A 24,475-nucleotide genomic window follows, 5' to 3' on the forward strand; every position below is an offset into this window, starting at 1 on the left:
TCTTCCGCTCGGGCGAGCGCTGCTGTAATCCGAATATCAAGCCGCTCACTCGAGGACGATCTTCCATGGCCGACGCCAACCCCCGCGACCCGTCCCTCGCCGCTGCGGCAATGCGCGCCGCGTTCGACGTCCAGCACGCTGCGTCGCGCAACGGCGGCATCCCCAGCGCCGCCGCCCGTCGCGACCGGCTCGATCGGCTGAAACAGCTGGTCCTTGTGAACGCCGATGCCTTTGCCGACGCCATTTCCGCCGACTTCGGCACGCGCTCCCGAACCGAGACCAAGCTGCTGGAGATTATTCCCACGCTCAGCGCGATCAAGCATGCGCGAAAGGCTGTTTCGCGATGGATGAAGCCCGAGCGCCGCCGCGTCGAGGCTACCTTCCAGCCCGCCAAGGCGTGGGTCCGCCACGAGCCGCTAGGGGTGATCGGAATTATCTCGCCGTGGAATTACCCGCTCCAACTCGCGCTGTCGCCGCTGGTCGACGCGCTGGCGGCGGGCAATCGCGCGATGCTCAAGCCGTCCGAGCTGACCCCCGCTTTCTCGGCGCTGCTCGAAAGCACCATCGCCGCGCAGTTCGCCGCCGACGAAGTAACCGTCGTTACCGGCGGGACCGAGACCGGCAAGGCGTTTTCCTCGCTGCCGTTCGACCACCTCCTTTTCACCGGATCGACCGCGGTCGGGCGCGAAGTCTACAAGGCGGCCGCGGCCAATTTGGTGCCCGTAACGCTCGAGCTTGGCGGCAAGTCGCCGGCGATGCTGTTCGACGATTACTCGATCGAGAAGGCCGCGCGCAGCATTGCCTTTGGCAAGTTCGTCAATGCCGGCCAGACCTGCATCGCGCCCGACTATGTGCTCGTCCCCAGGGCCAAGGCACAGGCGCTCGCCGAGGCGATCCTCGCCCAGACGCGGCACTCCTACCCCCAGGTGGCCGGCAATGCCGACTATTCCGGAGTCATCTCCGAACGCCATCGCCTGCGTCTGACGGGCGCCATCGAGGCGGCGCGTGACGCGGGGGCCACCATCCTCGCGCACGAGGATGAGGGGACAAGTGCGGCGGGCAAGATCGGCCCGACGATCGTGCTGGGCGCCCCCGCCGAAGGGCTGTTGCTCGGCGAGGAGATCTTCGGTCCGATCCTGCCAATCATCCCCTACGACAGCGAAGACGAGGCGATTGCCTTCATGCTGGCGCGCGAACGCCCGCTGGCGCTTTATGCGTTCAGCGACCGCTCGTCCGACCATTGGCGCCTGCTCGACCGGGTCATCTCGGGCGGGGTCACGCTCAACGGCACGCTGATGCACATCGCGCAGGAGAGCCTGCCCTTCGGCGGGGTCGGCGCGAGCGGGATCGGCGCCTATCATGGCGAGGAAGGGTTCAAGCGCTTCAGCCACGCCCGCGCGATCCACAAGATCGGCGCGGTCAATGTGTTCGAGCGGATGGGGCCGCCGTGGGGCAAGACCGCCGCCTTCGTTGCGAGAATGCTGACCCGTTAGCGCGCTGGCCGCTAGGCCGCCGCCGATAGCGCCCGTTTGCCCAGGATCATGTCGGCGGCTTTCTCCGCGATCATGATCGTCGGCGCATTGGTATTGCCCGAAATCAGCCGCGGCATGATCGAGGCATCGACCACGCGAAGCCCCTCGACCCCGTGCACGCGCAACTGCGGATCGACGACCGCGCGCGCGTCATGCCCCATCGCGCAAGTACCCACCGGGTGATAGATGGTGGTCCCCGTTTCCCGCGCGAATTCGAGCAATTGTTCGTCCGACTGTAACTCCGGCCCGGGGTTCATCTCATGATCGATATAACGGTCGAGAACCGGCTGGGCGGCGATCCGCCGACCCCACCGAAGCGCCGAGACGATCACGCGCTGATCCTCTGCGGCGCTCAGATAATTGGTCTGGATCGCCGGATGATTGGCCGGGTTGGCGCTGCGCAGGTGCACCGAGCCTCGCGATTCGGGGCGCAGCTGGCACGGCGCAATGGTCAGCCCGGGTTGCTTCTCCAGCTCCATCTTCTGCTCGTTGGCGAGCTTGTCGATGTCCATCGTCGCGGGCAGAATGTGAAACTGAATGTCGGGCCCGGCAAGCTCGGGGCGCGAGCGGCAGAACACCGCGATATGCGCCGCCGACAGCGTCAGCAGCCCGCGCTTCTGGAACAGATATTTGGCGGCCTCGCCAAGGAACCGCACCCCGCGCGCCATTTCGTTGACCGACATCACGTTTGCCTTGAGCCGGAAGCGTTCGCCAACCACGAAATGGTCCTGAAGATTCTCGCCCACGCCTGGCAGATCGGCGATCACGTCGATCCCGAGCGCGCGCAACCGCTCGCCCTGGCCGATCCCCGACAGCTCGAGGAGTTGCGGCGAATTGATCGTGCCCCCCGCCAGGATCACCTCGCGTCGCGCCTTCACCGTACGCGTTCGGCCACCTTGGGAGAACTCGACCCCGATCGCGCGCTTGCCCTCGAACAGGACGCGGCTCGCCAGCGCGCCCGTCTCGACCGCCAGATTGGCGCGTCCCATTGCGGGATGCAGATAGGCCACCGCCGCCGAGTGCCGCTTGCCTTCCTTGATCGTCAGCTGGAACCAGCTCGCGCCCTCCTGCTCCGGCCCATTCGGGTCGCGCCGCGGCAGGCCCAGCGCCTCGCACGCTTCGATCACCGCCTCGGAAATCGCATGCTTGTCGCGCACGTCGGAGACATGCAGCGGACCACCGACGGCATGGTTTTCGCACGCGCCATTTTCCTGGTCCTGCGATTTGCGAAAATACGGAAAGACATCGTCCCACGCCCAGCCCTCGCAGCCGAGCTGGCGCCAGTGGTCATAGTCCGATCGCTGCCCGCGTACGTACAGCATCGCATTGATCGACGACGACCCGCCGAGGACCTTGCCGCGTGGCCAGACATGCGGGCGCCCGTGCGTCCCCGCGTCGGGCTCGGTCACATACAGCCAGTTGACCTTGGGATCCTTGAGCGTTTGCGCATAGCCGACGGGGACGTGGATCATCACGTTCGACAGGAATTGCCCCGGAGCCTTCATCGGCCGGTCGTCATTTCCCGCCTCGAGCAGCACCACGCGCGTGTCGGGATCTTCGCTGAGCCGCGCGGCGAGCACGCACCCGGCAGAGCCCGCGCCGACGATGACATAATCGGCCTCGGTGATGTCAGCCATTGGCGCCTGCCTCGATCGATTGGCGGATCCACTGCGCCGTCTCGCGGCCTTGGGTGAAGGGCAGCATGTGGCCGCCTTCTACCAGCGTCAGCCGCGCGCCGGGGATTTCACGTGCGGTGCGCTCGCCGTGATCGCGGTGGTCGAGGAGGGCGTCGCCGCGCGCGAACAGGATGTGCGTCGGCAGCGTGAGATCGGCATAGCCGGCAACGACATCCGACATGTCGGTCCCCGCCTCGGCCAGATCGGCCGACGCCCCGATGAACGCCGATGGCCGCATCCCCAGCGCGCCACCGCCCGCAATCGCGAAATCCTCTGGCACCGGCTCGGGCTTGAACACCTCGGCCATCACCGCCTTGGAAGCCAGGATCGACATCGGCACCGCGATGCTGTGCGCGATCATGCCGCGCATCCGCGGCGGCACCATCAGCCCCTTAAACGCCTTGGACACCTCCGTCACCGGCTGCGATGCGGGCGCGATCAGCAACAGGCCGCCGACCTTGTCGGGATGAAGCACCGCGATCGTCAGCGCGAGTGCGCCGCCGAGCGAATGCCCGACCAGCCACGGCTTCTCCAGCCGCAATTCGTCGATCAGCCCGGCCATCAGCCTGGCCTGGGTGCGCAGGTCGGCCGGAGTCCCGGCGGCACGCGGCGAATATCCCGAGCCGGGCCGATCGACGCGGATCACGCGGTAGTCGCGAGCCAGATCGTCGATGAGGTCGCGCCCGAAATTGCGCATCTGCCCGCCCAGCCCATGGATCAGCAGCAACGGCGGACCAGCGCCTTCCTCGGCGACATGCAGTTGTTGCCCGTCGACCTCGACCATGCGCCCGTCGCGCGGCACCAGTGCCTCTACCTTGCGCGCGGTCCTTGCGGTGAAGAATAACGCGCCCGCCGCCGCCGCCGCAGTCGCCGCGCCGATTGCCAGCCTGCCCTTTTTCATGCGCTCATGCTCCGCCCGAGGAATTTCCAATAGCTCACCGGCGCCAATCGTTCGATCAGGGCGCCGAACTTCGCGTCATTGCCGACGATGATCCGCGGGCGATCCTGTTCGACCCCGCTGACGATGATCTCGCCCGCGCGCTCGGGCGGCATCTTGAGGAATTTCGTGTCGAATTTGGCGCGCATCGCCTCGGCCTCGACCGCCTCGGCGTTGGTGACGTGCTTTGGTGCCCGCGCATTGCGCGCGATCGAGGTGCGGATCCCGCCTGGATGTACCACGCTTATCCCGACCTTCGACCCGGCCAGCGCCAGCTCGTTGCGCAGCGATTCCGAAAAGCCGCGCACCGCGAACTTGCTTGCACAATAAGCGGTATTGTTCGGCGGGGCGATCAGTCCGAACAGGCTCGAAGTATTCACGATCCGCGCCGCGTCGCGTGTTTTCAGATGCGGCAGGAACGCCCGCGTCAGTCGCACCACCGCAGCGAAGTTGATTCCCATCAGCCAGTCGAAATCGGCCTCGTCGACCTGCTCGAACGTCCCGCCGATCGCGACCCCGGCGTTGTTGAACAGCAGGTCCACGCGGCCATGCGCAGCGAGCACCGCGGCGGGCAGCGCCAGACATTGCTCGCGGTCGCCGACGTCGATGCAATGAGTACTGACCTCGACGTTGCCGACCATTGCCGCGGTCTCGTCGATGCCCGCCTGATTGACGTCGGCCAGCGCGAGGTTGCAGCCACGCTTTGCCAGGGCGAGGGCAATGCCGCGACCGATCCCGCTTCCCGCGCCGGTGATTACCGCCGTCCGTCCGCCAAGTTTCATGCCACCTTAACCCCCACCGGCGCTCCGCAGCGCATGAACTTCATCACTCCGTCGTCCAGCTTGCCGAGTTTCAGCGCGGCCATGTCGAGCGCGTAATTCTGGTTAAGCTTCCACGGTTTGGTTGCGCCCTGCTTGGGCAGGATCGAGGCGGCGCGCTGGACATAGCCTGACGTAAAATCGAGGAACGGCGCCTCGGCCACGCCGGGGTCGCGATGCGCTACCGCAATGTGGCAGCCCCGGTCGCGAAGATGGTTGAGCAGCCGGCACACGAATCCCGCGGTCAGGTCGGCCTTCAGCGTCCACGACGCATTGGTGTAGCCGAAGCTGTAGCTCAGATTGGGCACGTCGCTGAACATCAGCCCCTTGTAGGTCAGCGTTTCGTTCAATCGCCGCACCGCGCCATCGACGCTGAACTCGACATCGCTCAGCAATTGCAATTTGAGCCCGGTCGCGGCGACGATCACGTCGGCCTTCAGCTCCTCCCCCGACCGCAGGCGGATGCCGTCGGGGGTCAGCGTGTCGATCGTGTCGGTCACGACCTCGGCCTTGCCGCTGTTGATCGCCTCGAACAAATCGGCGTCGGGCACCAGGCAGACGCGCTGGTCCCACGGATTGTAGCTCGGGGTGAAATGCTTGCCGACGTCGTAATCGGGTCCGAGCGCGTCGCTTACGCCCTTCACCATCTGCTTCTTGACCATCGCCGGGCGCCGCCGCGACAGCTGGAAGAAGAACAGTTGCAGCAACACGTTGCGCCAGCGCACGATGGCATAGGCAACCTGGGCCGGAAGCTTCTGGCGCAGCCAATTGGCGACCCCGTCCTCCGCCGGGCGGCTGACGACGTAGGTTGGAGAGCGTTGCAGCATCGTCACATGCGCCGCCGCCTTGGCCATTTCGGGGACGAGCGTCACCGCCGTCGCGCCGCTGCCGATTACCACCACGCGCTTGCCCGAATAATCGAGATCCTCGGGCCAGAATTGGGGGTGGACGAAATCGCCCTTGTACGCTTCGCGCCCGGCGAACTCGGGAAGATGCCCCTCGGCGTAATCATAATAGCCGCTGCACATGTGAATCCAGCGGCAGGTCAGGGTCACCGTTTCGCCGCTGTCCAGGCGCTCCGCCTCGACCGTCCAGCGCGCCTGCTCGCTCGACCAGCTCGCGCGCTTGACGTGATGGTGGAAGCGGATGTGGCGATCGATCGCCGCCTCGTGCGCGGTATCGCGGACATATTGCAGGATCGATGGCCCATCGGCGATCGCCTTGGCCTCGGTCCACGGTCGGAACGCATAGCCCAACGTGAACATGTCGCTGTCAGAGCGGACCCCCGGATAGCGGAACAGGTCCCACGTCCCGCCAATTGCGCCGCGCCCCTCGAGGATCGCGAAGCTACGGTCGGGACAGAGATGCTGGAGATACCAGGCGGCGCCAATTCCGGACAGGCCGGCGCCGACGATCAGTACGTCGACATCGACGACGCCCGGCTGGCCACCGGTCGCCGCACGGGACGCGGGTCGAGGATCAAAATCGGCCATCAGCGCACCTTTGCCAGAGAGGGCGGGCGCATGGCCGACGCCGACGGTTCGCAAAGCGCGTCGAGTTTGGCTTCGATACGCGCCAGTCGGTCATCGAACTCCTGGTCTCCGATCTGCGGCGAATCCAGCCCCAGGGGCGCGCTCGCGGGCGGACGCTCGCCGCGCTGCCGCGCCAGTTCGGTCGTTACCCGGTCGGCCAGGCGCTGCTGGAACTGCCGCAATTCGAATTCGGCGCGATCAGCGTCGCCGTCGCCGATAGCCTCAAGCAGGCGCCGGGCGAAGGCCGCTTCCTCGCGCTGGCGTTCGATCGTCAAATGATCGCACGGATGTTCCCACATCGCCCGCCATACCGAGCGGTTGAACACCGCCGACACTTCCGCCCGGATGACCGGATTGCCGCTTTCGACCACCACTGCTGCGGTAACTCCACCAAGCGCGGTGGCAAAGTCGAGCGGCGGCGAAAAGCCCCGCGCCGTCATTGCCTCGACCCGCGCGACACGCTCACCGATCCGTTGCAGGCTGCCGGCATTCCGGTGCCGCGCAACATAGCGCGCCGCCAAGGCCATCAGCATCCCGCCGACCGCGAACACATCGGCCATGCGATCGAGCGAATAGCCCGTCACTACCGCGCCGCGCTGGGGGGTCAGCTCGACCGACCCGCGGCTCGCCAGCAATCGCAATGCCTCGCGTACCGACCCGCGGCTGGCCCCCAGACGCTCGGCGATCTGCTTCTCGACCAGCCGCTCGCCGATCACCAGCGTTTGCGCCGCAATGTCGTAATCAATCGCATCGGCGATCCACTCGGGCACGCTGCGCCGCGCTTCGCGGTCTAATCCGATCTGTTTCGCGTCTGTCATCTACCCGCACACAAGTGCCTTGACAGGGCGCGGTCCGCAAGTGGATTGTACGACAAGTTCGTCAGACTTGTTCAACAAGTCGACGATAGTTCGAAAGGGAACTGAACCGCCTGCCGTGCGGCCGATCTAGGGGAAAAACGATGAAGCGTCTGGCAATGTATCTCGGTGGCATTTCGCTTGGCGCCCTGGTCGCGGTCACGCCGGCAGCCTCGCAGACAATCCCCGCCCCCGGCGACCAGCCGCAGCAGAAGACCGACGTCGGCCCCGGCGCCAACCCCGGCACCTCCGCCCCGGCGCAGAGTGGCACGGCGCAGGCCGGTCAGCGCTCGGCGCAGCAGACGGGCGACCCGACCGACATCATCGTCACCGCGCAGCGCCGCGCAGAATCGCTGCAGCGCGTGCCGATCGCGGTGTCGGCCTTCAATGCTCAGGCGCTCGAGCGGCAGCAGATCAACAACGCCTCAGACCTCCAGCTCAGCCTCCCCAACGTCACGTTCACCAAGACCAATTTCACCTCGTCGAGCTTCACCATCCGCGGCATCGGCGACCTGTGCGTCGGCTTCAGCTGCGACGGCGCGACGGGCATCCATGTCAACGACATGCCGCTCGTCTCCACCCGCCTGTTCGAGACCGAATATTTCGACCTCGAGCGCGTCGAGGTGCTGCGCGGTCCGCAGGGCACCCTGTTCGGCCGCAACGCGACCTCGGGCGTGGTCAACTTCATCACCGCGCGCCCGGATCTATCCGCCGTCCACGCCAGTGCCTCGGCCGAAATCGGCAATTACAAAAGCCGCAAGCTCAACGCGATGATCAACATCCCGCTGATGCGCGGCGTCGGCTTGCGCGCCGCGGGATATTATCTGAAGCGCGATGGCTTTACCAAGAACCTGTTCGACGGCGGCCGCATCGACGGGCGCGACCTCTACGCGCTGCGCGGCACTCTGCGCATCCGCCCGACGGATAGCACCACGCTCGACATCATCGGCTACACCTTCCACGAAAGCGACGACCGCTCGCGCGCGACCAAGCAGCTATGCCACCGCGACCCGACCGGGATCCTCGGCTGCCAGCCCGACTCGCTGGCGTACGAGACCACCAACGGCAAGGCTTCGATCGCTGCGGCGCTGTCGTCGCGCCAGCTGTTCACGCTCAAGGCCGGGCCGTTCTTTACGAATTTCGGCCTCGTCGACCTCACCCCCACCGCGCCCGATCCTTTCTTCGGCGACACGCAGAACCCGCAGGATCTGCGCACGGTCAACTCTGACTATCACCCGAGCTACAAGGCCAAGGAAAGCTTCATCGAAGCGCGCCTCGAGCAGGACATCGGCACGACCTTCGGTCTGACCGTGACCGGCGGCTATCACACCGAGTCGGTCGACAGCAAAACAGACTTTAATCTGCTCACCGGAAGCAGTCTGGCCAACAATTTCGGACTGCTCAATCTTGCGGGCTTTGCCGCCCTCCCCGGCGCGGTGTTCGGCGGCAGCAATCCGTTCACCCCCGTCGCCGCCGCGCTGATCCCGCGCGGCCCCGCGGGCGGGGTCTGCACGTCGACCATCAACGCCAGCAATACCGGCATCTACGGCGGCTTTTCCGAGGCATGCTCTGCGGGAAGCGCCGACTATGACCGCTCGGTGGACCATTCCCGGCAGATTTCGATCGAGGCGCATCTCGACAGCAAGTTCAGCGGGCCATTCAATTTCCTGATCGGCGGCATTTACCTCGACAACCGCTTCACGGATTCCAACTATTACGTTGCCTCGTTCGGTCTTGATTACGGCGCCGGCATCCTCGGCGCTGCTACAACACTCGGCGCTCATGCACTTGGGGCCTCAACATATCCGAACGTGTTCCTTTCGCCGCCCTATTTCATCAACGAAGTCAGGGCGTTCGGGCTCAAGAGCTACGGCGTGTTCGGGGAGGCTTATTTCCAGGCCAGTGACAAGCTCAAGTTCACCGCCGGTGTCCGCTACAGCGACGATCGCAAGACCCAGGTAGCGCGCGCTCCGCTCCTGGCCTTCGCGGTGCCGTTCGGAATTACCGACGCCAACGCTTCACCGTTCGCGGCCGGTTATGACGCCGACCCGCTTACTCCCGGAATTCAGGATTTCGTTCGCGACAAGGTGCGTTTCGGTCGCGTCACCGGTCGCCTCGTCGCGGACTATCAGCTCAGCCGCGACAATCTCGTCTACGCGTCCTATTCGCGCGGTTATAAATCGGGCGGCATCAACCCGCCGGTTGATCCGAGCTTCAACGTCAACCGCTTCTTCCAACCCGAAAGCATCAACGCCTTCGAACTGGGCTCGAAGAACGGCTTCCTGAACAACGCTGTTCGTCTCAACCTCAGCGCCTTCTACTATGACTACAAGGGCCTGCAGCTGAGCCGGATCGTCGCGCGCACCTCAGTCAACGACAACACCGACGCCAAGATTTACGGTCTCGAGGCCGAAGGCGTGTTCCGCCCGACCCGCGACCTGCTGTTCAACGTCTCGGCGAGCTACCTCAAGTCGAAGATCGGCAATCTATCGTTGGTCGATCCGCGCAATGTCGCCGGCGGCCGCACCGACTCGGTGATCATCAAGGACGTCTCCAATGCCTCCAACTGCGTCGTCACCCCGACCACCGCAGGCAATGGAGCGGGCGCCAACGCGTTCGTCGGGGCGGTCAATGGCGCGATCGGCCTTACCGCCCCGGTCCCAGTGCCGGGAACCGGGACGACGGGCGCCTTCGGGCTGTGTTCCGTGCTCGCCGGCGCCGCCGCCAACCCGTCACCGGCACTGCGCGCTGCGTTCGGCGTGCCTATCGGGGCGCTGCCGTTCATCGTGAGCGACGGCAACGCGATCAACGTTACCGGCAATCAATTGCCCCAGGCGCCGAACGTCAAGCTGGCTGCGGGCGCGCAATATACCTTCCGCTTCGGACAGGGATTCACGCTCGTGCCGCGCGTCGATGTCGCGTTCACCGGGCGTTTCTTCTCGCGCAGCTTCAACCAGCCGATCGACCGCATCAAGGGCTTCACCGTGGTCAACGCACAAGTGCAGCTCAACGCCCCCGACGATCGTTATTTCGTTCGCGCGTTCGTCCAGAACCTGGCCAACAGCAATTCGATCACCGGCCAGTATCTGACCGATCAGTCGGCGGGCCTGTTCACCAACGTCTTCACGCTCGAGCCGCGCCGCTATGGCATGAGCGCGGGAGTCAAATTCTAGGCCATGCGATCGCCGATTGGGTTGCCCGTTTCAGCCGGTCACTCGTGGCCGCTCTCGCCAAGCGCGCAAGCCTGCCAGTTTCCTGCCCCCGTGTAGCGCGATGACAGGGTTCCCCGCTCGTCAAGAATGAACAGGCTGAGCCAACGATTTTCGAACAGTGCACGGACCCCGTCATGTCTTTCCAGAATAGCCGAAATCGCGTCGCCGGGTGCTTCAATGCAGACCGTCAGGCGGAGCGGATCGTGGACGAAGTCATGGCCGTCGTGGACTGACTGCCAGGGCAGGCCGGCGCGGATCGGTCCACCATTGCCTTCAAGGACGCCGACGCCGCCAACCACGTTGTGGAGAAGCTTGTTGCCGCCCCCGAACAGCGCCGGGACGACGGTCGAGCCATAATATTGCAGGCTGATCCAGCTTGCCACGACGACCGGGGCGGTGAGGATCAGTTCGAGCGTCGAGAACCCCTCGTCGTCCTGCCAATCATAGTCGTGGAGGAAGGCGCGACCCGCGAGGTTGCGACCCGCGGTGCGCGTGCGCGGGGCGGCGATGAAGGCCTGGCAGCCGGCAAGTCCCCATTCGGGACGAACCTCGGCCCAATCCTTGCCTCGTCTGGCGACCATCGTTTCGTTTCTCGCGCGCGGCAAAGACGCAGCGCGTTCGCCGCGGGTGGCGCGTCCCGCCGCGGTCAGGCTCAATTCGATCGGGCCGATCTGCTCCGGTTTCGCTCCATCGGCAAAGATGGTCACTCGGTCGCTGGTCGTGTCATGCAAAGCGCCGACGAAGCGGGTCGCGGCGGGAACGACAAGCCCCCGTTCGGCGAGCCCAAGGCGCACGTCGGGGTCATTGAGCAGCCCCGCCAGCAGGCGCGCATTCACGTCGCCGGCATATCCGCCGCATGCGCCGCAGTGCAGGCCGCTGGCATGCGGGTTGTTTGTCACGCCCGCGCCGTGGCCGACGAGCAGGACCAGCGAGGCGAAGTCGCTCGTCAGCGACATTGCGCGCAAGACCGCCTCGGCCGTGGCAATCCGGTCAGCGGAAGAAAGCGGCGGATCGAAGCGCGGGGCCGGTTCGACGCCGCCAGACCTGTGGCTCAATCCAAGTGCGTCGCGGACCAGCTTGGCGACGTACATCGGTCCCGCCGCTTCGACGAAGGCGAATGACGATACGGCGGCGAGTTTGAATCGCCCCCACGCGCGTGCGGCGCGCGCCCTGGTCCGATCGTCAAGCTCGCGTGCTTCTTCCCCGGGGCCACCCGATCGGGACGAAACGGTGGGCGACAACAGTACCGGAAGATGCTGCTCGACAACGTCGGATCCGAACCGCCGATGCGCCGCACGGAGCCCGAAGAAGCCCGCGAACCCCAGTGTGCGGACGGTTGGATCGGCAACTTCCAGCGCGCGGCGAAACCGTTCCGAACGGACATCGATGCAGAAGGCGGCTTGCCACTTCGCAGCGGCCGATGCCGGCGCGGCGGGCTCGTTGCCGAGCGTTGCGCCGAGCCGCCGCTGCCCGCCAATTTCAGCGGCATCCTGCAACAGCGCGTCCAGGCGATCGGCCTCGCTCGGCGCAATCGGCTGGTCATAGTCCATCCGCGCGGCGGCCCAATGATCTTCAAGGGGGTCCGCGAAACGCTCGAGAAGCGCTACCTCCCACATCATGCGAACGACCAGAAGTTCGAACTGGGTGCGATCGCTGGCACCTCCAAGTTCGGCTTGCCACCGTCGCTGGCGCGCAAGCTGTGCCCACCCGCCGAGCGTGACCAGCAACCGGTGACCATAGGCCGCAAACCCTGCTTGCCCGACACCGAGCCGAGCTGCGGCCAGGTTGAACGCGGCGCCAGCCTCGTCGGGAAGATCGGCGACGAAGCGGGCAAATCCTCGCAGGCCGAGAATTTCCGGCGTGAGGTCGTGCTGCGCCTGTTCCCGCCACGAGGCATAGGCCCCGCGCGCCCGGGGAAGTGGCCACATTGCCTGGCCTTCATCGAAGAAGGCGCTTGCCCACGTTCCCATGCGATCCTCGACGATCCCGGGCCAATCGGTCTTCACGACCTGCGCGGCAAGATCGGCAACGGTGGAGAAGGCGACGGGAGGGTCTCGATCGACCGCCGTTGATTGCTTCAGCATGGCAAGATCCACATCAAGCGGACCAGATCGATCGAGCGCCGCAGACAGGTCGGCGTCGTTTATGCGGCCGTCGGCAATCCGTTGCGCATACCAGCGTCTCGGCATCGTCAAGCGGACTCCGGCAACGCGCTCCATCCGGGCCAAGGCCATTTCCAGCGGCTCACCAAGCTGGCCGAGGAACGGGTTGACCGCAACGCTCGACGCCAGCGGCCACAATGGCGGGATCGCGTCGAGCGACCGCTCGGCCTCCGCGATCATTGACAGGTCGGCGAGTTCGCCGCCGTGACGGGCGTGCAACATCAATTGACCTTTCGGACTGTCCAGCCGCGGGTGGCGCGATCGAACAGGGCGTTGGCATAGAGGCCGTTGGCGAGGTGCACTCGCATTCCGGCGACGGCGGGGTGGTCGACCCACAGCGGGAACAGCGCCTGGGCGAAGGCGACCAGACCGAAACTTAGCAAGGCGACGATAATCAGCACCCAGCCGAGTGTCCCCGGCGGCGGCGTCGGCGGGAGCGTTCCCGCGGTCAGCGCAAGCGCCAATGAGTGAAGTGCAAAATAGCTGATCGATGCGGCTAGCGCATACGCAGCCATGCGCAGTGTCAGCGCTCGCGGGGCTGCGTCGGCCAACCCTTGGGCCAGCAGATAGGCAACGCCGAATATGAGGATGGCGCCAAGCGCGAGTGCCTGCGGCGACTTGTGATCGACGTTGAGCACCAGCGCGAGTGTGGCATAGATTGCCAGCGCGGCGACAAAGGCAATGCCGACCGCACGGACATTGGGTACCGCCACCGGCCCCGGCCTGCGCGCCGCGGCGATTCGCTCGACAGCGCCGCCCGACGCAAGGAAGCTGTGCGCCTTGTAGAGCGAATGGGCGACGATATGCAGCAGCGCCAGGGGGAACAGCGCAAATCCGCACTGCATCAGCATGAAACCCATCTGAGCTATGGTCGACCAGGCGAGCGAAGTCTTGACCGCCGGTTGGGTCAGCATCGCCAGGCCGCCGAACAGTGCGGTGAGGCCGCCGACGATGACCAGCGCGGCAAGGACGCCGGGTGCGAGCACAATGACGTCTGCGAACCGGATGAGGAGGAAGCCGCCGGCATTGATGACCCCGGCGTGAAGAAGGGCGGAGACGGGCGTGGGGGCTTCCATCACCTCGATCAGCCAGCCGTGGAGCGGGAACTGGGCGGACTTGAGCATGGCAGCCAGCGCAATCAGCCCAGCTGCTATCGAAGTCGCGGGTCCGCTGTCGCCGGCGCGCGCCGCAGCCAGCAACGTGGCGATATCACCGGTTTGGTAGTGGTGCGCGAGCAGCGCCGCCGCTCCAACCAGCGCGATATCGCCGAGCCTCGCCGTCACGAACTTCTTGGTCGCCGCGCGCCTTGCCCCGGGGCGGCCTGGGTAGAAAAGTAGCAGCCGGTGAAGCGACAGGCTCGTGGCAATCCACGCGATGACCAGCTGGACCAGCGTCCCGGCCGTGACAAGCAACATGACGAACGCCAGCGTCAGGCACAGCCAGCGCATGAACCGCGCTTCGCCCGGCTCGCGATCAAGGTAGGTGCAGCTGTAGCGAACGACGACCCAGCCGACGAATGCGATGAGCATCATCAATGTCGTGCTGACGATGTCGAGGCGTAGCGCCGCGACCACAGGACCGAATTTCGCCCAGGCGACGGTCACCGGACCGCTGATCGCAACTTGGGCAAAACCAATGATTGCGGCGAGGATTGCGGCGATCGCCAAACCCTCGATCGCGACCTTTGCGGGACGAGGCAAGGCGCCGGTTGCGCTCGCCAGCAAGGCGGCTCCAAGAATGGCAATTGGCGCGACAAGGGCGAGGTTCAGCACTTTTCAGAGGCTCCGTCCGTGAACGAGAAAGCTCCTAGCGGACGATGATCAGTCGCAAAAACACATTGATCATAACGTATCGTTCTGTTTTAAGAATGACCCATGCAACTCAACTATAATCACCTGCGCTATTTCTGGGCGGTCGCCCGCGACGGGAACCTCACGCGCACCGCGGCCCGGCTCAACGTGTCGCAGTCATCGCTGTCGGTGCAGATCGCCAAGCTCGAGCAGCGGCTCGGTCATCGCCTGTTTGATCGCACCGGGCGCCAGCTGGTCCTGACCGAGGCGGGACAGATCGCGCTCGAACATGCCGACACCATCTTCGCCAGCGGCGACGATCTCGTCTCGACGCTCAGGGATAGCGGGCAGCCGCGCAAGCAGGTGCGGGTCGGCGCGATCGCCACCTTGTCGCGCAACTTCCAGCTCGATTTCATACGCCCCTTGCTCGGTCGGCACGAGTTCGACATCGTCGTTCGATCGGGCGGCCTCGACGAACTGCTTGGGGCGTTGGTCGCGCTCGGTCTCGATGTGGTGCTGACCAACCAGCCCTTGAGCAGCGCGTTGCAAACCAGGCTGGTCTCGCATCTGATCGCTACCCAGGACGTCAGCCTTGTCGCCCCGCCCGGCCTGGTCAGCGGTGATCGGTCGCTTCCGCGGCTTTTGCGTGACTATCCATTCGCATTGCCGGCGCAGGGGACCAGCGCTCGGACGGGATTCGATGGCCTGGCCGGGCGCCTCGGGATCGTTCCGCAGATTGTCGCGGAGATCGACGACATGGCGATGATGCGACTGATAGCGCGCGAAGGCGCCGCGATCGCCCTCCTCCCGCCAATCGTCGTCAAGGACGAGCTCGCTTCGACTAAACTCGTTGAGATCGCCAAGCTTCCTGGTGTTACCGAGGACTTCTACGCGATCACCGTTCAGCGCCGATTTCCTAATCAGGCAGTCGCTCAGCTCATTTACCCGGGCCGTGACCTTGGTTCATGAAAAGCTTGACCCGTTCCTTCAGCTTTATCAGCTGAAGGCTCGTTGAAAGCACTTTCAGCAGAACGGTGCCGCTCGGCCGGGCCGGGAGGGGCAACGGGCCATCATTGGGAGACAGCCGCAACGTCGCTTTTCGAAACTCGGAATGCCCTCATGCACGGTCGACGTGTCGAGAGTATTGAAGATATTGGGATTACACGGTTTCCAGGAACTGGCTGGGGCGGCAGGATTCGAACCTGCGAATGCCGGTACCAAAAACCGGTGCCTTACCACTTGGCGACGCCCCATCAGCGGGCGGGCTTTAGGCGGGCGCGGCGGGGCTGGAAAGGGGTTACGCGCGGTGGCGCGCGATCGATCGACCGCCCGCTACCGCGTTCAGGCGGCTTTGAGCCCGCGTTCCTTGCGCGCCTTGGCGAGCTTCCGAAGCACGATTTCCCGCTTCAGGCGGGACAGGTGGTCGATGAACAATACCCCCTCGAGATGATCCATCTCATGCTGGAGGCAAACCGCGAGCAATCCGTCGAGATCTTCCTCGTGTCGCGCGCCATGCTCGTCGAGCCAGCGCGCACGAATGCGGTCGGGGCGCATCACCTCGGCATATTGGTCGGGCACCGACAGGCAGCCCTCGGTGTAGGCCACCTCGTCCTCACTGTGGGCGAGGATTTCCGGGTTGATGAAGACGCGCGGTTCCTTGACCGGCTCAGCGCCTTGTGCGGCGGGTTCGTCGCCTTCCTCGACCGGCTCGTCGTGGAGGTCCATCACCAGCACGCGTTTGGGCACCCCGACCTGGACCGCGGCGAGGCCGATCCCCGGCGCGTCGTACATCGTCTCGAACATGTCGGCGATCAGCGCGCGCAGTTCGTCATCGACGGTATCGACCGGAATAGATTTCTGGCGAAGTACGGGGTCGGGGGTTTCGAGAATGCGAAGGATGGTCATGCCTGCGAATTAGTCTTTCGCGCCCGTGACTTCAAGCGAGCGACGCGTCAGGAAACCGGCCGCCGCGCGCGCAATGCCTGCGCCAGCGTCCCCTCGTCGAGATAATCGAGCTCGCCCCCGACCGGCAGGCCATGCGCCAGCTGCGTCAACCGCACCGGGAATTTCTCGAGCCGCTCGGCGAGATAATGCGCCGTGGTCTGGCCCTCGAGCGTGGCATTGGTCGCCAGCACGACCTCGTCGATCCCGCCCGCCGCGACCCGTCCGATCAGCGTGTCGATGCCGAGGTCCTCGGGGCGAATTCCCTCCAATGCTGAAAGTCGCCCACCAAGCACATGATAACGCCCCGGAAACAGCCGCGAACGATCGAGCGCCCACAGGTCGGCCACTTCCTCGACGACGCACAGCAGTCGCGCATCGCGCCGCGGATCCTGGCACAGTTGGCACGGATCGACCGTATCGACATTGCCGCACGTGGAGCAGGTCACGAGCTTGTCGGCCACCGCTTGCAGCGCGGCGAGCAACGGCTCCATCGCCGCCTCGCGCTTCTTGACCAGGTACAGCACCGCGCGCCGCGCCGATCGCGGCCCGAGCCCGGGGAGGCGGGCGAGGGCCTGCGCCAATTGGTCGAGTTCGGATGCCATCGCGACTGACATAGGCGGCTTGGCGGAACCGGCAAGGGTCGCCATAGGCAGCTCATGCGGATCATCTTCATGGGCTCGCCACAGTTCGCGGTACCGACGCTCGAGGCGCTCGTCGCGGTGGGGCACGATGTCGTGTGCGCCTATACCCAGCCACCGCGCGCGGCGGGGCGCGGCAAGGGCGAGCGGCGCACCGCCGTCCACGACCGCGCCGAGGCGTTCGGCATCGCGGTGCGGCACCCGGCGAGCCTGCGCGATCCGACCGAGCAAACCGCCTTCGCCGCGCTCGACGCCGATGTCGCGGTGGTCGCCGCTTATGGCCTGATCCTGCCGCAACCAATCCTCTCGGCACCGCGCCGCGGCTGCGTCAACGTCCACGGCTCGCTGCTCCCCCGCTGGCGCGGCGCCGCCCCCGTGCAGCGCGCGATCGAGGCCGGCGATGCGGTCACCGGCGTGACCATCATGCAGATGGAACAGGGCCTCGACACCGGCCCGATGCTGCTCAAGCGCGAGGTCGCGATCGACCGCAAGAACGCCGGTCAACTCACGCAAGAGATTGCCAAACTCGGGGCCGAGGCGACGACCGAGTGGCTCGCCGACCCGTCCCGCTTCCCGCCCCAACCGCAACCCGATGAAGGCGTCACCTACGCCGCCAAGATCGACAAGGCCGAGGCCCGCATCGAATGGGCGCGAGGCGCCGACGCGATCGAGCGCCAGGTCCGCGCGTTTAATCCCGCGCCTGGTGCCTGGTTCGAGGTAAGCGGCGAGCGTATGAAGGTTTTGGAGGCGATCGCCATGCCGGGGATTGCCGCCAAAGACGGCACGACCTTGGCTGCGGGCACGGTGATGAGCGATCTTCTCATGATCTGGTGTGGCGATGGCGTAATCCGGCCTACGCTCATCCAGCGCGCCGGTCGGGCACCGATGACGGTGCTCGAACTGCTACGCGGTTTTGCCATCCCAGTCGGGACAATACTCGCGTGACTCGCTGGCGACTGACGGTCGAATATGACGGCGGCCCGTTCCTCGGTTGGCAGCGGCAGAACCAGGCCCCGACCATCCAGCTCGCGCTCGAGGACGCCATCGCCAAAATGACCGGCGAGCGCGCCACGGTCCACGGCGCCGGCCGCACCGACGCCGGGGTCCACGCGCTGGCGATGGAGGCCCATGCCGACATTGCGAAACCGCTCACCGCGACCCGCCTGCGTGAAGGCCTCAACGCGCTCGTCCGCCCCGCCCCGGTCTCCGTCCTCGCGGCCCACCCCGTCGCCGACGACTGGCACGCGCGCTTCTCGTGCACCGGCCGCCGCTACCTTTACCGCCTGCTCGACCGCCGCCCGCCCCCTGCGGTCGATCGCGGCCGGGTGTGGCATGTCCCCGTCCCGCTCGACGTCGCCAGAATGAGCGAGGGCGCGGCGCACCTCGTCGGCCTCCACGACTTCACCACCTTCCGCTCGGCTCACTGCCAGTCCGCCAGCCCGGTCAAGACGCTGGCCGCGCTGACCGTCGAGCGCGTCGCCGCCGAAGTCCACGTCCACGCCGCCGCACGCAGCTTCCTCCACCACCAGGTGCGATCGATGGTCGGCTGCCTGATGATGGTCGGGCGCGGCCAGTGGTCACCCGATGACATCGCCCGCGCCCGCGATGCCTGCGACCGCGCCGCGCTCGGCCTCAACGCCCCGCCCGAAGGACTCTATTTCGTCGAAGCGACCTACTGACCGCGACCCTTGCGCGCCGTGCCGAAACGCCTCACTTCTCTCCCGACGCGACGAAAGGATAAGCATGGGTCCGGTTGAACTGATCTCGCTCGCCGCCTCGACCAGCCTGCTCGCCGGGTGGCGGCTGTATCTCGTCACGCTGGTCACCGGGATCGCGATGCACTTCGGCTGGATCGCGCTGCCGGAGAAGCTCCACGCACTCGCCATCCTCGCCAACCCGTGGGTGATCGGCGCCGCCGCGATCGGCACGATCGCCGAATTCTTCGCCGACAAGGTCCAGTTCGTCGACAGCGCGTGGGACACGGTCCACTCGGTCATCCGCCCGCTGGGCGGCGCGCTGCTCGCGCTGGCCATCGTCGACAGCGGTAACCCGACCTGGCAGGTGCTGAGCTTCCTCCTCGGCGGCGGCGCCGCGCTGATCGCGCATACCGGCAAGGCCGGCGCCCGCGCGCTCGTGAACGCCAGTCCCGAGCCCTACTCGAACATCGCCGTCTCGACCGGCGAGGATGTCGTCACCACCGGGCTGATGGCGATGGCGATCGCCAGCCCGGTGCTCGCCGCGATCGTATCGGGGTTCATCGTGCTCGGCTCGGCTTGGCTGGTGTTCAAGGCGCGCCGTTTCCTCAAGCGGATGCTCGCGCCGCGCGGCCCCGAGATGAAGAATGTGACGCCCTCCTGAGGGGGGTTGGCCCCAACCCGCGCTGGAATTACCCGTGCTTCGCGATGAACCCTTCGACCACCGGAGCGATCATGTCGCGCCACTTGCGGCCATTGAAAATCCCGTAGTGGCCCGACCCCTCGGCCATATAATATTGCTTTTGACCGGCTTTCAGCCCCTTCGCCAGCGTCAGCGCCGCGCGCGTCTGCCCAAGCCCCGAAATATCGTCCTTCTCGCCTTCGATCGCGAGCAGCGCGGTATCCTTGATCGCGCCGACGTCGACCCGCCGCCCGCGATGTTCGAACTCGCCCTTTGGCAGCAGGTGTCGCTGGAACACCACGTCGATCGTCTGGAGATAGAATTCGGCGGTCATGTCGCACACCGAGCGATATTCCTCATAAAACGCGCGCGTCGCATCGGCGCTTTCGTCATCGCCCGCGACGAGATGCTTGAACATTTCGAAATGGCTGACGAGGTGGCTGCCAAGGTTCATCGTCATGAACCCCGCTAGCTGCAGGAACCCCGGATAGACCTTCCGCCCCGCGCCCGGATAGACCATCGGGATCGTCGCGATGACGTTGCGCTCGAACCAGCTGAACGGCCGCTGGGTCGCCAGCGTGTTGACCGCGGTCGGCGCCTCGCGCGTGTCGATCGGCCCGCCCATCAGCGTCAGCGTCAACGGCCGTGCGGCATTCTTGTCGGCCGCCATCAGCGCAGTCGCGGCGAGCGCCGGGACCGACGGCTGGCACACCGCGAGCATGTGCGGCCGCTGTCCGGTCTCGGCCGCAATCGTCTCGCAATAGGTAATCAGATAATCGATATAATCATCGAGGTCGAAGCTGCCGTCGGCGAGCGGTACCTGCTTGGCGTCACGCCAGTCGGTGATGTACACGTCCTGCTTCGGCAGCAGCCGCTCGACCGTCCCGCGCAGCAGCGTCGCATAATGGCCCGACATCGGCGCGACGATCAGCAGCGGCGGCTGACCCCTAACCCCATCCTTGGTGAAATGCTTGAGTTGCCCGAACGGCTTGCGCAGCGCGATCCGCTCCTCGACCGCGACGATCTTCTTGCCGACCCGCGTCTCGGTGAGGCCGAACTCGGGCTTCCCGCGCGGTGCCGAGGCATGCGAAAACACATCGAGGCTCGCCGCCACCAGCGGGCCCATCGACGAGTAGCTGATCGGGTTGGCCGGATGATTGAGCCAGTCGGCGCCGAAACCCGCCATCCGGCTTGCCCCCGCCATCAACGAGCGTTGGACCTCATAGGCATCATAAAGCATTCATATTCCCAACCGCTTCGCAGATAGTCACTGAGCTGACAAAACCGATGTGGCCCCCAATCGCTCCATCGGCAAGCGCTTCCTTCGCATCCGCACCCAAGCTGTACCGCACTGCATCACAACCGCGATTGAGCATGATTGAGCACGTTGGCCCATCCTGCTAGACGCGGAGCATGGCTACCTCCCCAGCGCGTCCCCGCGGCCGTAACCTTTCCAGCCTCGGCATGATCTGGCGCTTCGCCAGCCATTATCCGGCGCGGATCGTCGGTGCCGCGCTGGCGCTACTCGTCGCCGCCGGCGCAACCTCGGGAGTGCCGTGGGCATTCAAGCTGATTATCGACAAGGGCTTCGGCGCGGGCGGCTTAGGCGCGGGCGGCACCGCCGGCATCGCCCGCTGGTTCGAATATCTCCTCCTCCTCGTCGGTGTGATGTCGCTCGCCACCGCGACCCGCTTCTACTTCGTCTCGTGGCTCGGGGAGCGCACCGTCGCCGACATCCGCCTCGCCGTGAACCGCAACCTCCTTCGCCTGTCACCCGGCTTCTTCGAGGAAAACCGCCCGGCCGAGATCACCTCGCGGCTGACCGTCGACACCACCATTATAGAGCAGGTTGTCGGTACGACCGTCTCGGTCGCGCTCAGAAACCTCGTGATGGGGGCCGCCTGCCTCGTCATCCTGTTCGTTCTTTCGGCCAAACTCGCGGGAATGATGCTGCTCGGCATCCCGCTGATCGTCGGCCCGATCATGTTCCTTGGCCGCCGCGTCCGCGCCATCTCGATCAAGAGCCAGGATCGCATCGCCGACGTCGGCGCGGTGACCAGCGAAGTCCTTTCGGCGATGAAGATCGTGCAGGCGTTCGGCCAGGAAGGGCGCGAGACCGGACGCTTCTCCGCTTCGGTCGAAACCGTCTTTGCCACCGCCAAAAAGCGCATGTTCCTGCGCGCAATCATGACCGCGATTGTCATCTTCCTGATGTTCAGCGCGATCACCCTGGTCATCTGGCAAGGCGCGGTCGATGTCGCCGCAGGCCGCATGACCGGTGGCACGATTGCCGCCTTCGTGCTTTACGGCGGTCTTCTCGCCGGCGCGTTCGGCGCATTGAGCGAGACTTACGGCGACCTGCTCCGCGCGGCGGGAGCCTCCGAACGCCTCTACGAACTACTCTCCGCCGAGCCCGCGATCCGCGCTCCGGCGCAACCCAAGCCCTTTCCCGTCCCGGCGCGCGGCGCGCTGGCCTTCGACAACGTCACCTTCCGCTACCCGACCCGCCCCGAAGTCTCCGCGCTCGACGGCTTCACCCTGTCCGTCGCACCCAACGAGCGGCTTGCGGTGGTCGGCCCCTCGGGCGCCGGCAAGACCACGCTGTTCCAGCTCGCCCAGCGCTTCTACGACCCCCAGGAAGGCCGCGTCACCCTTGACGGGATCGACCTGAAAGACGCCGACCCCGCCGACGTCCGCACCCGCATCGCGATGGTCCCGCAGGAGACCGTGCTGTTCGCCGCCTCGGCCCGCGACAATTTGCGCTACGGCCATTGGGACGCGACCGACGACCAGTTGTGGCAGGCCGCGCGCGACGCCAACGCCGAAAGCTTCCTGCGCGCGTTACCCGACGGGCTCGACACCTTCATGGGAGAAGCCGGCGCGCGGCTCTCCGGCGGGCAGCGCCAGCGTATCGCCATCGCCCGCGCGCTCCTTCGCGACGCCCCGCTTTTGCTCCTCGACGAGGCCACCTCGGCGCTCGACGCCGAGTCCGAACGCCTCGTCCAGGACGCGCTCGACCGGCTGATGGAGCATCGCACGACGATCGTCATCGCCCACCGCCTCGCCACCGTACGCGCCGCCGACCGCATCGTCGTGATGGACGCCGGCCGCATCGTCGAGCAAGGCACCCATGCCGCGCTTAGCGCCGACAATGGCCTCTACGCCCGCCTTGCCCGTCTCCAGTTCGACGACATCGCCGCCTGAATGTTGCGTCCGGTTCAGTTCCCCGGGCGTATAGCTTGGGTAATTGGAGCCGCACGATGAACAACCTTACCCGCCGCAACCTCATCACCCGGGGCGCCGCAGTCACGGGCGCGCTACTGTTCGCCGGATGCAGCCAGTCACCCGCCATCGCCGCCGCCGGCCCGTTCGAGGTGCGCAAGTCCGAAGCCGAATGGCGCCGCCAGCTTGGGCCCGCGCGTTACAACATCCTGCGCGAAGGCGGCACCGAGCCCCCCTACACCAGTCCCCTGCTCAAGGAGCACCGTCGCGGCACCTTCGTCTGCGCCGGCTGTGCCCTCCCGCTCTATTCCTCGACGACCAAGTTCGACAGCGGCACCGGCTGGCCAAGCTTCTGGCAGCCGCTCCCGCGCGCGGTCGCCGAGAGCCGCGACTCCACCCTTGGGATTGTCCGCCGCGAAATTCACTGCCGCCGCTGTGGCGGGCATCTCGGCCATGTATTCGACGATGGTCCGAAGCCGACCGGCCTGCGCTATTGTATGGACGGCCTCGCGCTCGCCTTCCGCCCCGTCTGAGCGAATCGGAACCAGCAAGGCTGTTCCCTCATTAGGATGGCATGCGCCGTAGCCTGACCGACCCCAACGACCGCTGGCGCTCGGCCCTGCTCGCCACCGCGATGAACCTCGCCATCGGCTACGCGATCGTCACCGGCCTCGGCGTCCACTCGATTCCGCGCCCCGACGAGGCGCTCAAACTGTTCCGCCTGAGTGACGCGCCCCCGCCGCCGCCTTCGATCGTCCCGCCCCCGCCCGAAAAAACCAAGAGCCAAACCCACAAGCCCAAGGACCCCGAAGGCGCCGCGGCCCCGCCCGCGCTCAAGAACAGCCCGACCGACATCGCCGCGCCCAAGGCCAAGCTCCCGCCGCCGCCGCCGATCCGCGCCGCCCCGGTCCCCGGCCAGGGCACCGCTCCCGCCGCTGGCGCCGCGCCGATCCCCGGCCCCGGCATCGGGCGCGGCGGGACTGGCAATGGCACGGGCAGCGGCCTGTCGGGCACCGGCACGGGTGGCGGCGGCAGCGGCGGCGCGGACGCCGAGGCGGAGATGATCGCGGGCTCGATCGGCGACGAGGATTATCCCCCGGCGGCGCTCGTCGACCGCGCCCAGGGCACCGTCCACTTCGCCTTCACCGTCGAGCCCAGCGGCCGGATCGGCAATTGCCGCGTAACCCGCTCGAGCGGCAACAGCGCGCTTGATGCCGTCACCTGCCGTCTCGCCACCCAACGGTTCCGCTTCCGACCCGCGCGCGATACCGCCGGGCGACCGATCTCAACGGACGAGGAGGGCGAACAATCATGGCGTCTCGGTACCGAGCGCGAGATCATCGACCCGCCGCCGCGTTAGAACCTGATCATGTGCACGCCGGCGATGAACGAATAAGGGCGGCCCCTCGCGGGACCGCCCTCTTCGACCGGCACGCCGATCCAGCTAAATCAGAAGCTCGAATAAGCCTCGTTACCAACAAAGCCCATCTTGCTGACATGTGCCTTCTTGGTCACCGCGAGCACTTCGTCGACCAGCTCATAGCGCGCGTTCGGCTCGGGCTGGAGGTGAAGCTCGGGGACCGGGTTCATCTGCTGGGACACGTCGAGATAGATGCGCAGCTGCTGCAGCGTCACCGGCGTACCGTTCCACAGAATCGCGCCGGCCTGGGTAATGACCAGCTTGTTCTTGGTCGGCTCGACCGGCGGCGGCGGGGTCTCGCTGTTCTGCGGAAGGTCGAGCTTGACCGAGTGAGTCTGCGGCGGAATGGTGATGATCAGCAT

20 protein-coding genes and 1 tRNA gene are annotated in these 24,475 nt (G+C 66.1%); 9 read left to right on the forward strand and 12 right to left on the reverse strand.

Features of this window, described 5'->3' with window-relative positions; translation table 11 throughout:
• Positions 1–65 precede the first annotated feature (65 nt).
• A complete protein-coding gene (locus Q0R27_RS10495) occupies positions 66–1,493 on the forward strand; it encodes a coniferyl aldehyde dehydrogenase (protein ID WP_293944170.1) in 1,428 nt (475 codons plus the stop codon).
• Positions 1,494–1,504: 11 nt separating this feature from the next.
• Here the strand turns inward: Q0R27_RS10495 and Q0R27_RS10500 are convergent, their stop codons facing one another.
• From Q0R27_RS10500 to Q0R27_RS10520, 5 genes are read right to left on the reverse strand one after another with little or no spacing between them, the layout of a single operon-like run.
• Positions 1,505–3,169: a choline dehydrogenase gene (locus Q0R27_RS10500; RefSeq protein WP_293944171.1), complete on the reverse strand. Its 1,665-nt coding sequence runs from the start codon at positions 3,167–3,169 to the stop codon at positions 1,505–1,507.
• Positions 3,162–4,109: an alpha/beta hydrolase gene (locus Q0R27_RS10505; protein ID WP_293944173.1), complete on the reverse strand. Its 948-nt coding sequence runs from the start codon at positions 4,107–4,109 to the stop codon at positions 3,162–3,164. Before Q0R27_RS10505 ends, Q0R27_RS10500 begins: the two co-directional genes overlap by 8 nt.
• Positions 4,106–4,927: an SDR family oxidoreductase gene (locus Q0R27_RS10510; RefSeq protein ID WP_293944175.1), complete on the reverse strand. Its 822-nt coding sequence runs from the start codon at positions 4,925–4,927 to the stop codon at positions 4,106–4,108. Before Q0R27_RS10510 ends, Q0R27_RS10505 begins: the two co-directional genes overlap by 4 nt.
• On the reverse strand, positions 4,924–6,456 hold the full coding sequence (locus Q0R27_RS10515) for an NAD(P)/FAD-dependent oxidoreductase (protein ID WP_293944180.1): 1,533 nt from the start codon (positions 6,454–6,456) through the stop codon (positions 4,924–4,926). The genes Q0R27_RS10510 and Q0R27_RS10515 overlap by 4 nt, the downstream gene beginning before the upstream one ends.
• Entirely contained in the window at positions 6,456–7,313 is an 858-nt protein-coding gene (locus Q0R27_RS10520; protein ID WP_293944185.1) for a GntR family transcriptional regulator, read from the reverse strand. Before Q0R27_RS10520 ends, Q0R27_RS10515 begins: the two co-directional genes overlap by 1 nt.
• Positions 7,314–7,453: 140 nt before the next feature.
• Here Q0R27_RS10520 and Q0R27_RS10525 point away from each other — a divergent pair, with 140 nt between their 5' ends.
• Complete coding sequence (locus Q0R27_RS10525; RefSeq protein WP_293944187.1) at positions 7,454–10,522, forward strand: TonB-dependent receptor; 3,069 nt, start codon at positions 7,454–7,456, stop codon at positions 10,520–10,522.
• A 38-nt stretch (positions 10,523–10,560) separates the two neighbouring features.
• Here the strand turns inward: Q0R27_RS10525 and Q0R27_RS10530 are convergent, their stop codons facing one another.
• Both Q0R27_RS10530 and Q0R27_RS10535 read right to left on the reverse strand, forming a co-directional pair.
• Positions 10,561–12,945, reverse strand: coding sequence for a DUF2309 domain-containing protein (locus Q0R27_RS10530; RefSeq protein WP_293944189.1), 2,385 nt, complete (start codon positions 12,943–12,945; stop codon positions 10,561–10,563).
• Positions 12,945–14,495, reverse strand: a complete 1,551-nt coding sequence (locus tag Q0R27_RS10535; RefSeq protein ID WP_293944193.1) for a proton-conducting transporter membrane subunit — start codon at positions 14,493–14,495, stop codon at positions 12,945–12,947. The genes Q0R27_RS10530 and Q0R27_RS10535 overlap by 1 nt, the downstream gene beginning before the upstream one ends.
• A gap of 102 nt (positions 14,496–14,597) precedes the next feature.
• On the opposite strand from Q0R27_RS10535, the gene Q0R27_RS10540 reads away from it, so the two are divergent.
• Positions 14,598–15,482: a LysR family transcriptional regulator gene (locus Q0R27_RS10540; RefSeq protein ID WP_293944195.1), complete on the forward strand. Its 885-nt coding sequence runs from the start codon at positions 14,598–14,600 to the stop codon at positions 15,480–15,482.
• A gap of 209 nt (positions 15,483–15,691) precedes the next feature.
• Here Q0R27_RS10540 and Q0R27_RS10545 read toward each other — a convergent pair.
• From Q0R27_RS10545 to recR, 3 genes are all read right to left on the reverse strand, one after another.
• A tRNA-Gln gene (locus tag Q0R27_RS10545) sits at positions 15,692–15,766 on the reverse strand.
• An 88-nt stretch (positions 15,767–15,854) separates the two neighbouring features.
• Positions 15,855–16,418 carry a peptide deformylase gene (gene def, locus Q0R27_RS10550; protein WP_293944197.1) on the reverse strand — a complete coding sequence of 188 codons (564 nt, stop codon included), beginning with the start codon at positions 16,416–16,418 and terminating at the stop codon, positions 15,855–15,857.
• A 47-nt stretch (positions 16,419–16,465) separates the two neighbouring features.
• The gene (recR, locus tag Q0R27_RS10555) at positions 16,466–17,059 is read right to left on the reverse strand and encodes a recombination mediator RecR (RefSeq protein ID WP_293944199.1); all 594 of its coding nucleotides are present in this window, start codon (positions 17,057–17,059) and stop codon (positions 16,466–16,468) included.
• Positions 17,060–17,113: 54 nt separating this feature from the next.
• Here recR and fmt point away from each other — a divergent pair, with 54 nt between their 5' ends.
• The 3 genes from fmt to Q0R27_RS10570 all read left to right on the forward strand — a co-directional run bounded on the left by fmt (position 17,114) and on the right by Q0R27_RS10570 (position 19,453).
• The gene (gene fmt / locus Q0R27_RS10560) at positions 17,114–18,040 is read left to right on the forward strand and encodes a methionyl-tRNA formyltransferase (RefSeq protein ID WP_293944211.1); all 927 of its coding nucleotides are present in this window, start codon (positions 17,114–17,116) and stop codon (positions 18,038–18,040) included.
• Positions 18,037–18,774, forward strand: a complete 738-nt coding sequence (truA, locus tag Q0R27_RS10565; protein ID WP_293944213.1) for a tRNA pseudouridine(38-40) synthase TruA — start codon at positions 18,037–18,039, stop codon at positions 18,772–18,774. The genes fmt and truA overlap by 4 nt, the downstream gene beginning before the upstream one ends.
• Positions 18,775–18,838: 64 nt before the next feature.
• Positions 18,839–19,453 (forward strand): DUF4126 domain-containing protein, encoded by a 615-nt coding sequence (locus Q0R27_RS10570; protein ID WP_293944215.1) that lies wholly within the window; start codon positions 18,839–18,841, stop codon positions 19,451–19,453.
• Positions 19,454–19,481: 28 nt separating this feature from the next.
• Here the strand turns inward: Q0R27_RS10570 and phaZ are convergent, their stop codons facing one another.
• The gene (gene phaZ, locus Q0R27_RS10575) at positions 19,482–20,711 is read right to left on the reverse strand and encodes a polyhydroxyalkanoate depolymerase (RefSeq protein WP_293944217.1); all 1,230 of its coding nucleotides are present in this window, start codon (positions 20,709–20,711) and stop codon (positions 19,482–19,484) included.
• 173 nt (positions 20,712–20,884) lie between these two features.
• Here phaZ and Q0R27_RS10580 point away from each other — a divergent pair, with 173 nt between their 5' ends.
• The 3 genes from Q0R27_RS10580 to Q0R27_RS10590 are packed head-to-tail and all read left to right on the forward strand — an operon-like array spanning position 20,885 to position 24,053.
• Positions 20,885–22,675 (forward strand): ABC transporter transmembrane domain-containing protein, encoded by a 1,791-nt coding sequence (locus Q0R27_RS10580; RefSeq protein ID WP_293944219.1) that lies wholly within the window; start codon positions 20,885–20,887, stop codon positions 22,673–22,675.
• Positions 22,676–22,731: 56 nt separating this feature from the next.
• Positions 22,732–23,226: a peptide-methionine (R)-S-oxide reductase MsrB gene (gene msrB / locus Q0R27_RS10585; protein ID WP_293944225.1), complete on the forward strand. Its 495-nt coding sequence runs from the start codon at positions 22,732–22,734 to the stop codon at positions 23,224–23,226.
• A gap of 41 nt (positions 23,227–23,267) precedes the next feature.
• Entirely contained in the window at positions 23,268–24,053 is a 786-nt protein-coding gene (locus tag Q0R27_RS10590) for an energy transducer TonB (protein WP_293944226.1), read from the forward strand.
• Between the two features lie 89 nt (positions 24,054–24,142).
• Here Q0R27_RS10590 and Q0R27_RS10595 read toward each other — a convergent pair.
• Positions 24,143–24,475, reverse strand: a 333-nt coding sequence (locus Q0R27_RS10595; protein ID WP_293944229.1) for a biopolymer transporter ExbD, incomplete at its 5' end; no start/stop codon positions are given.

This window comes from Sphingomonas sp., assembly GCF_025362505.1.
Taxonomy (GTDB): Bacteria; Pseudomonadota; Alphaproteobacteria; order Sphingomonadales; family Sphingomonadaceae; genus Sphingomicrobium.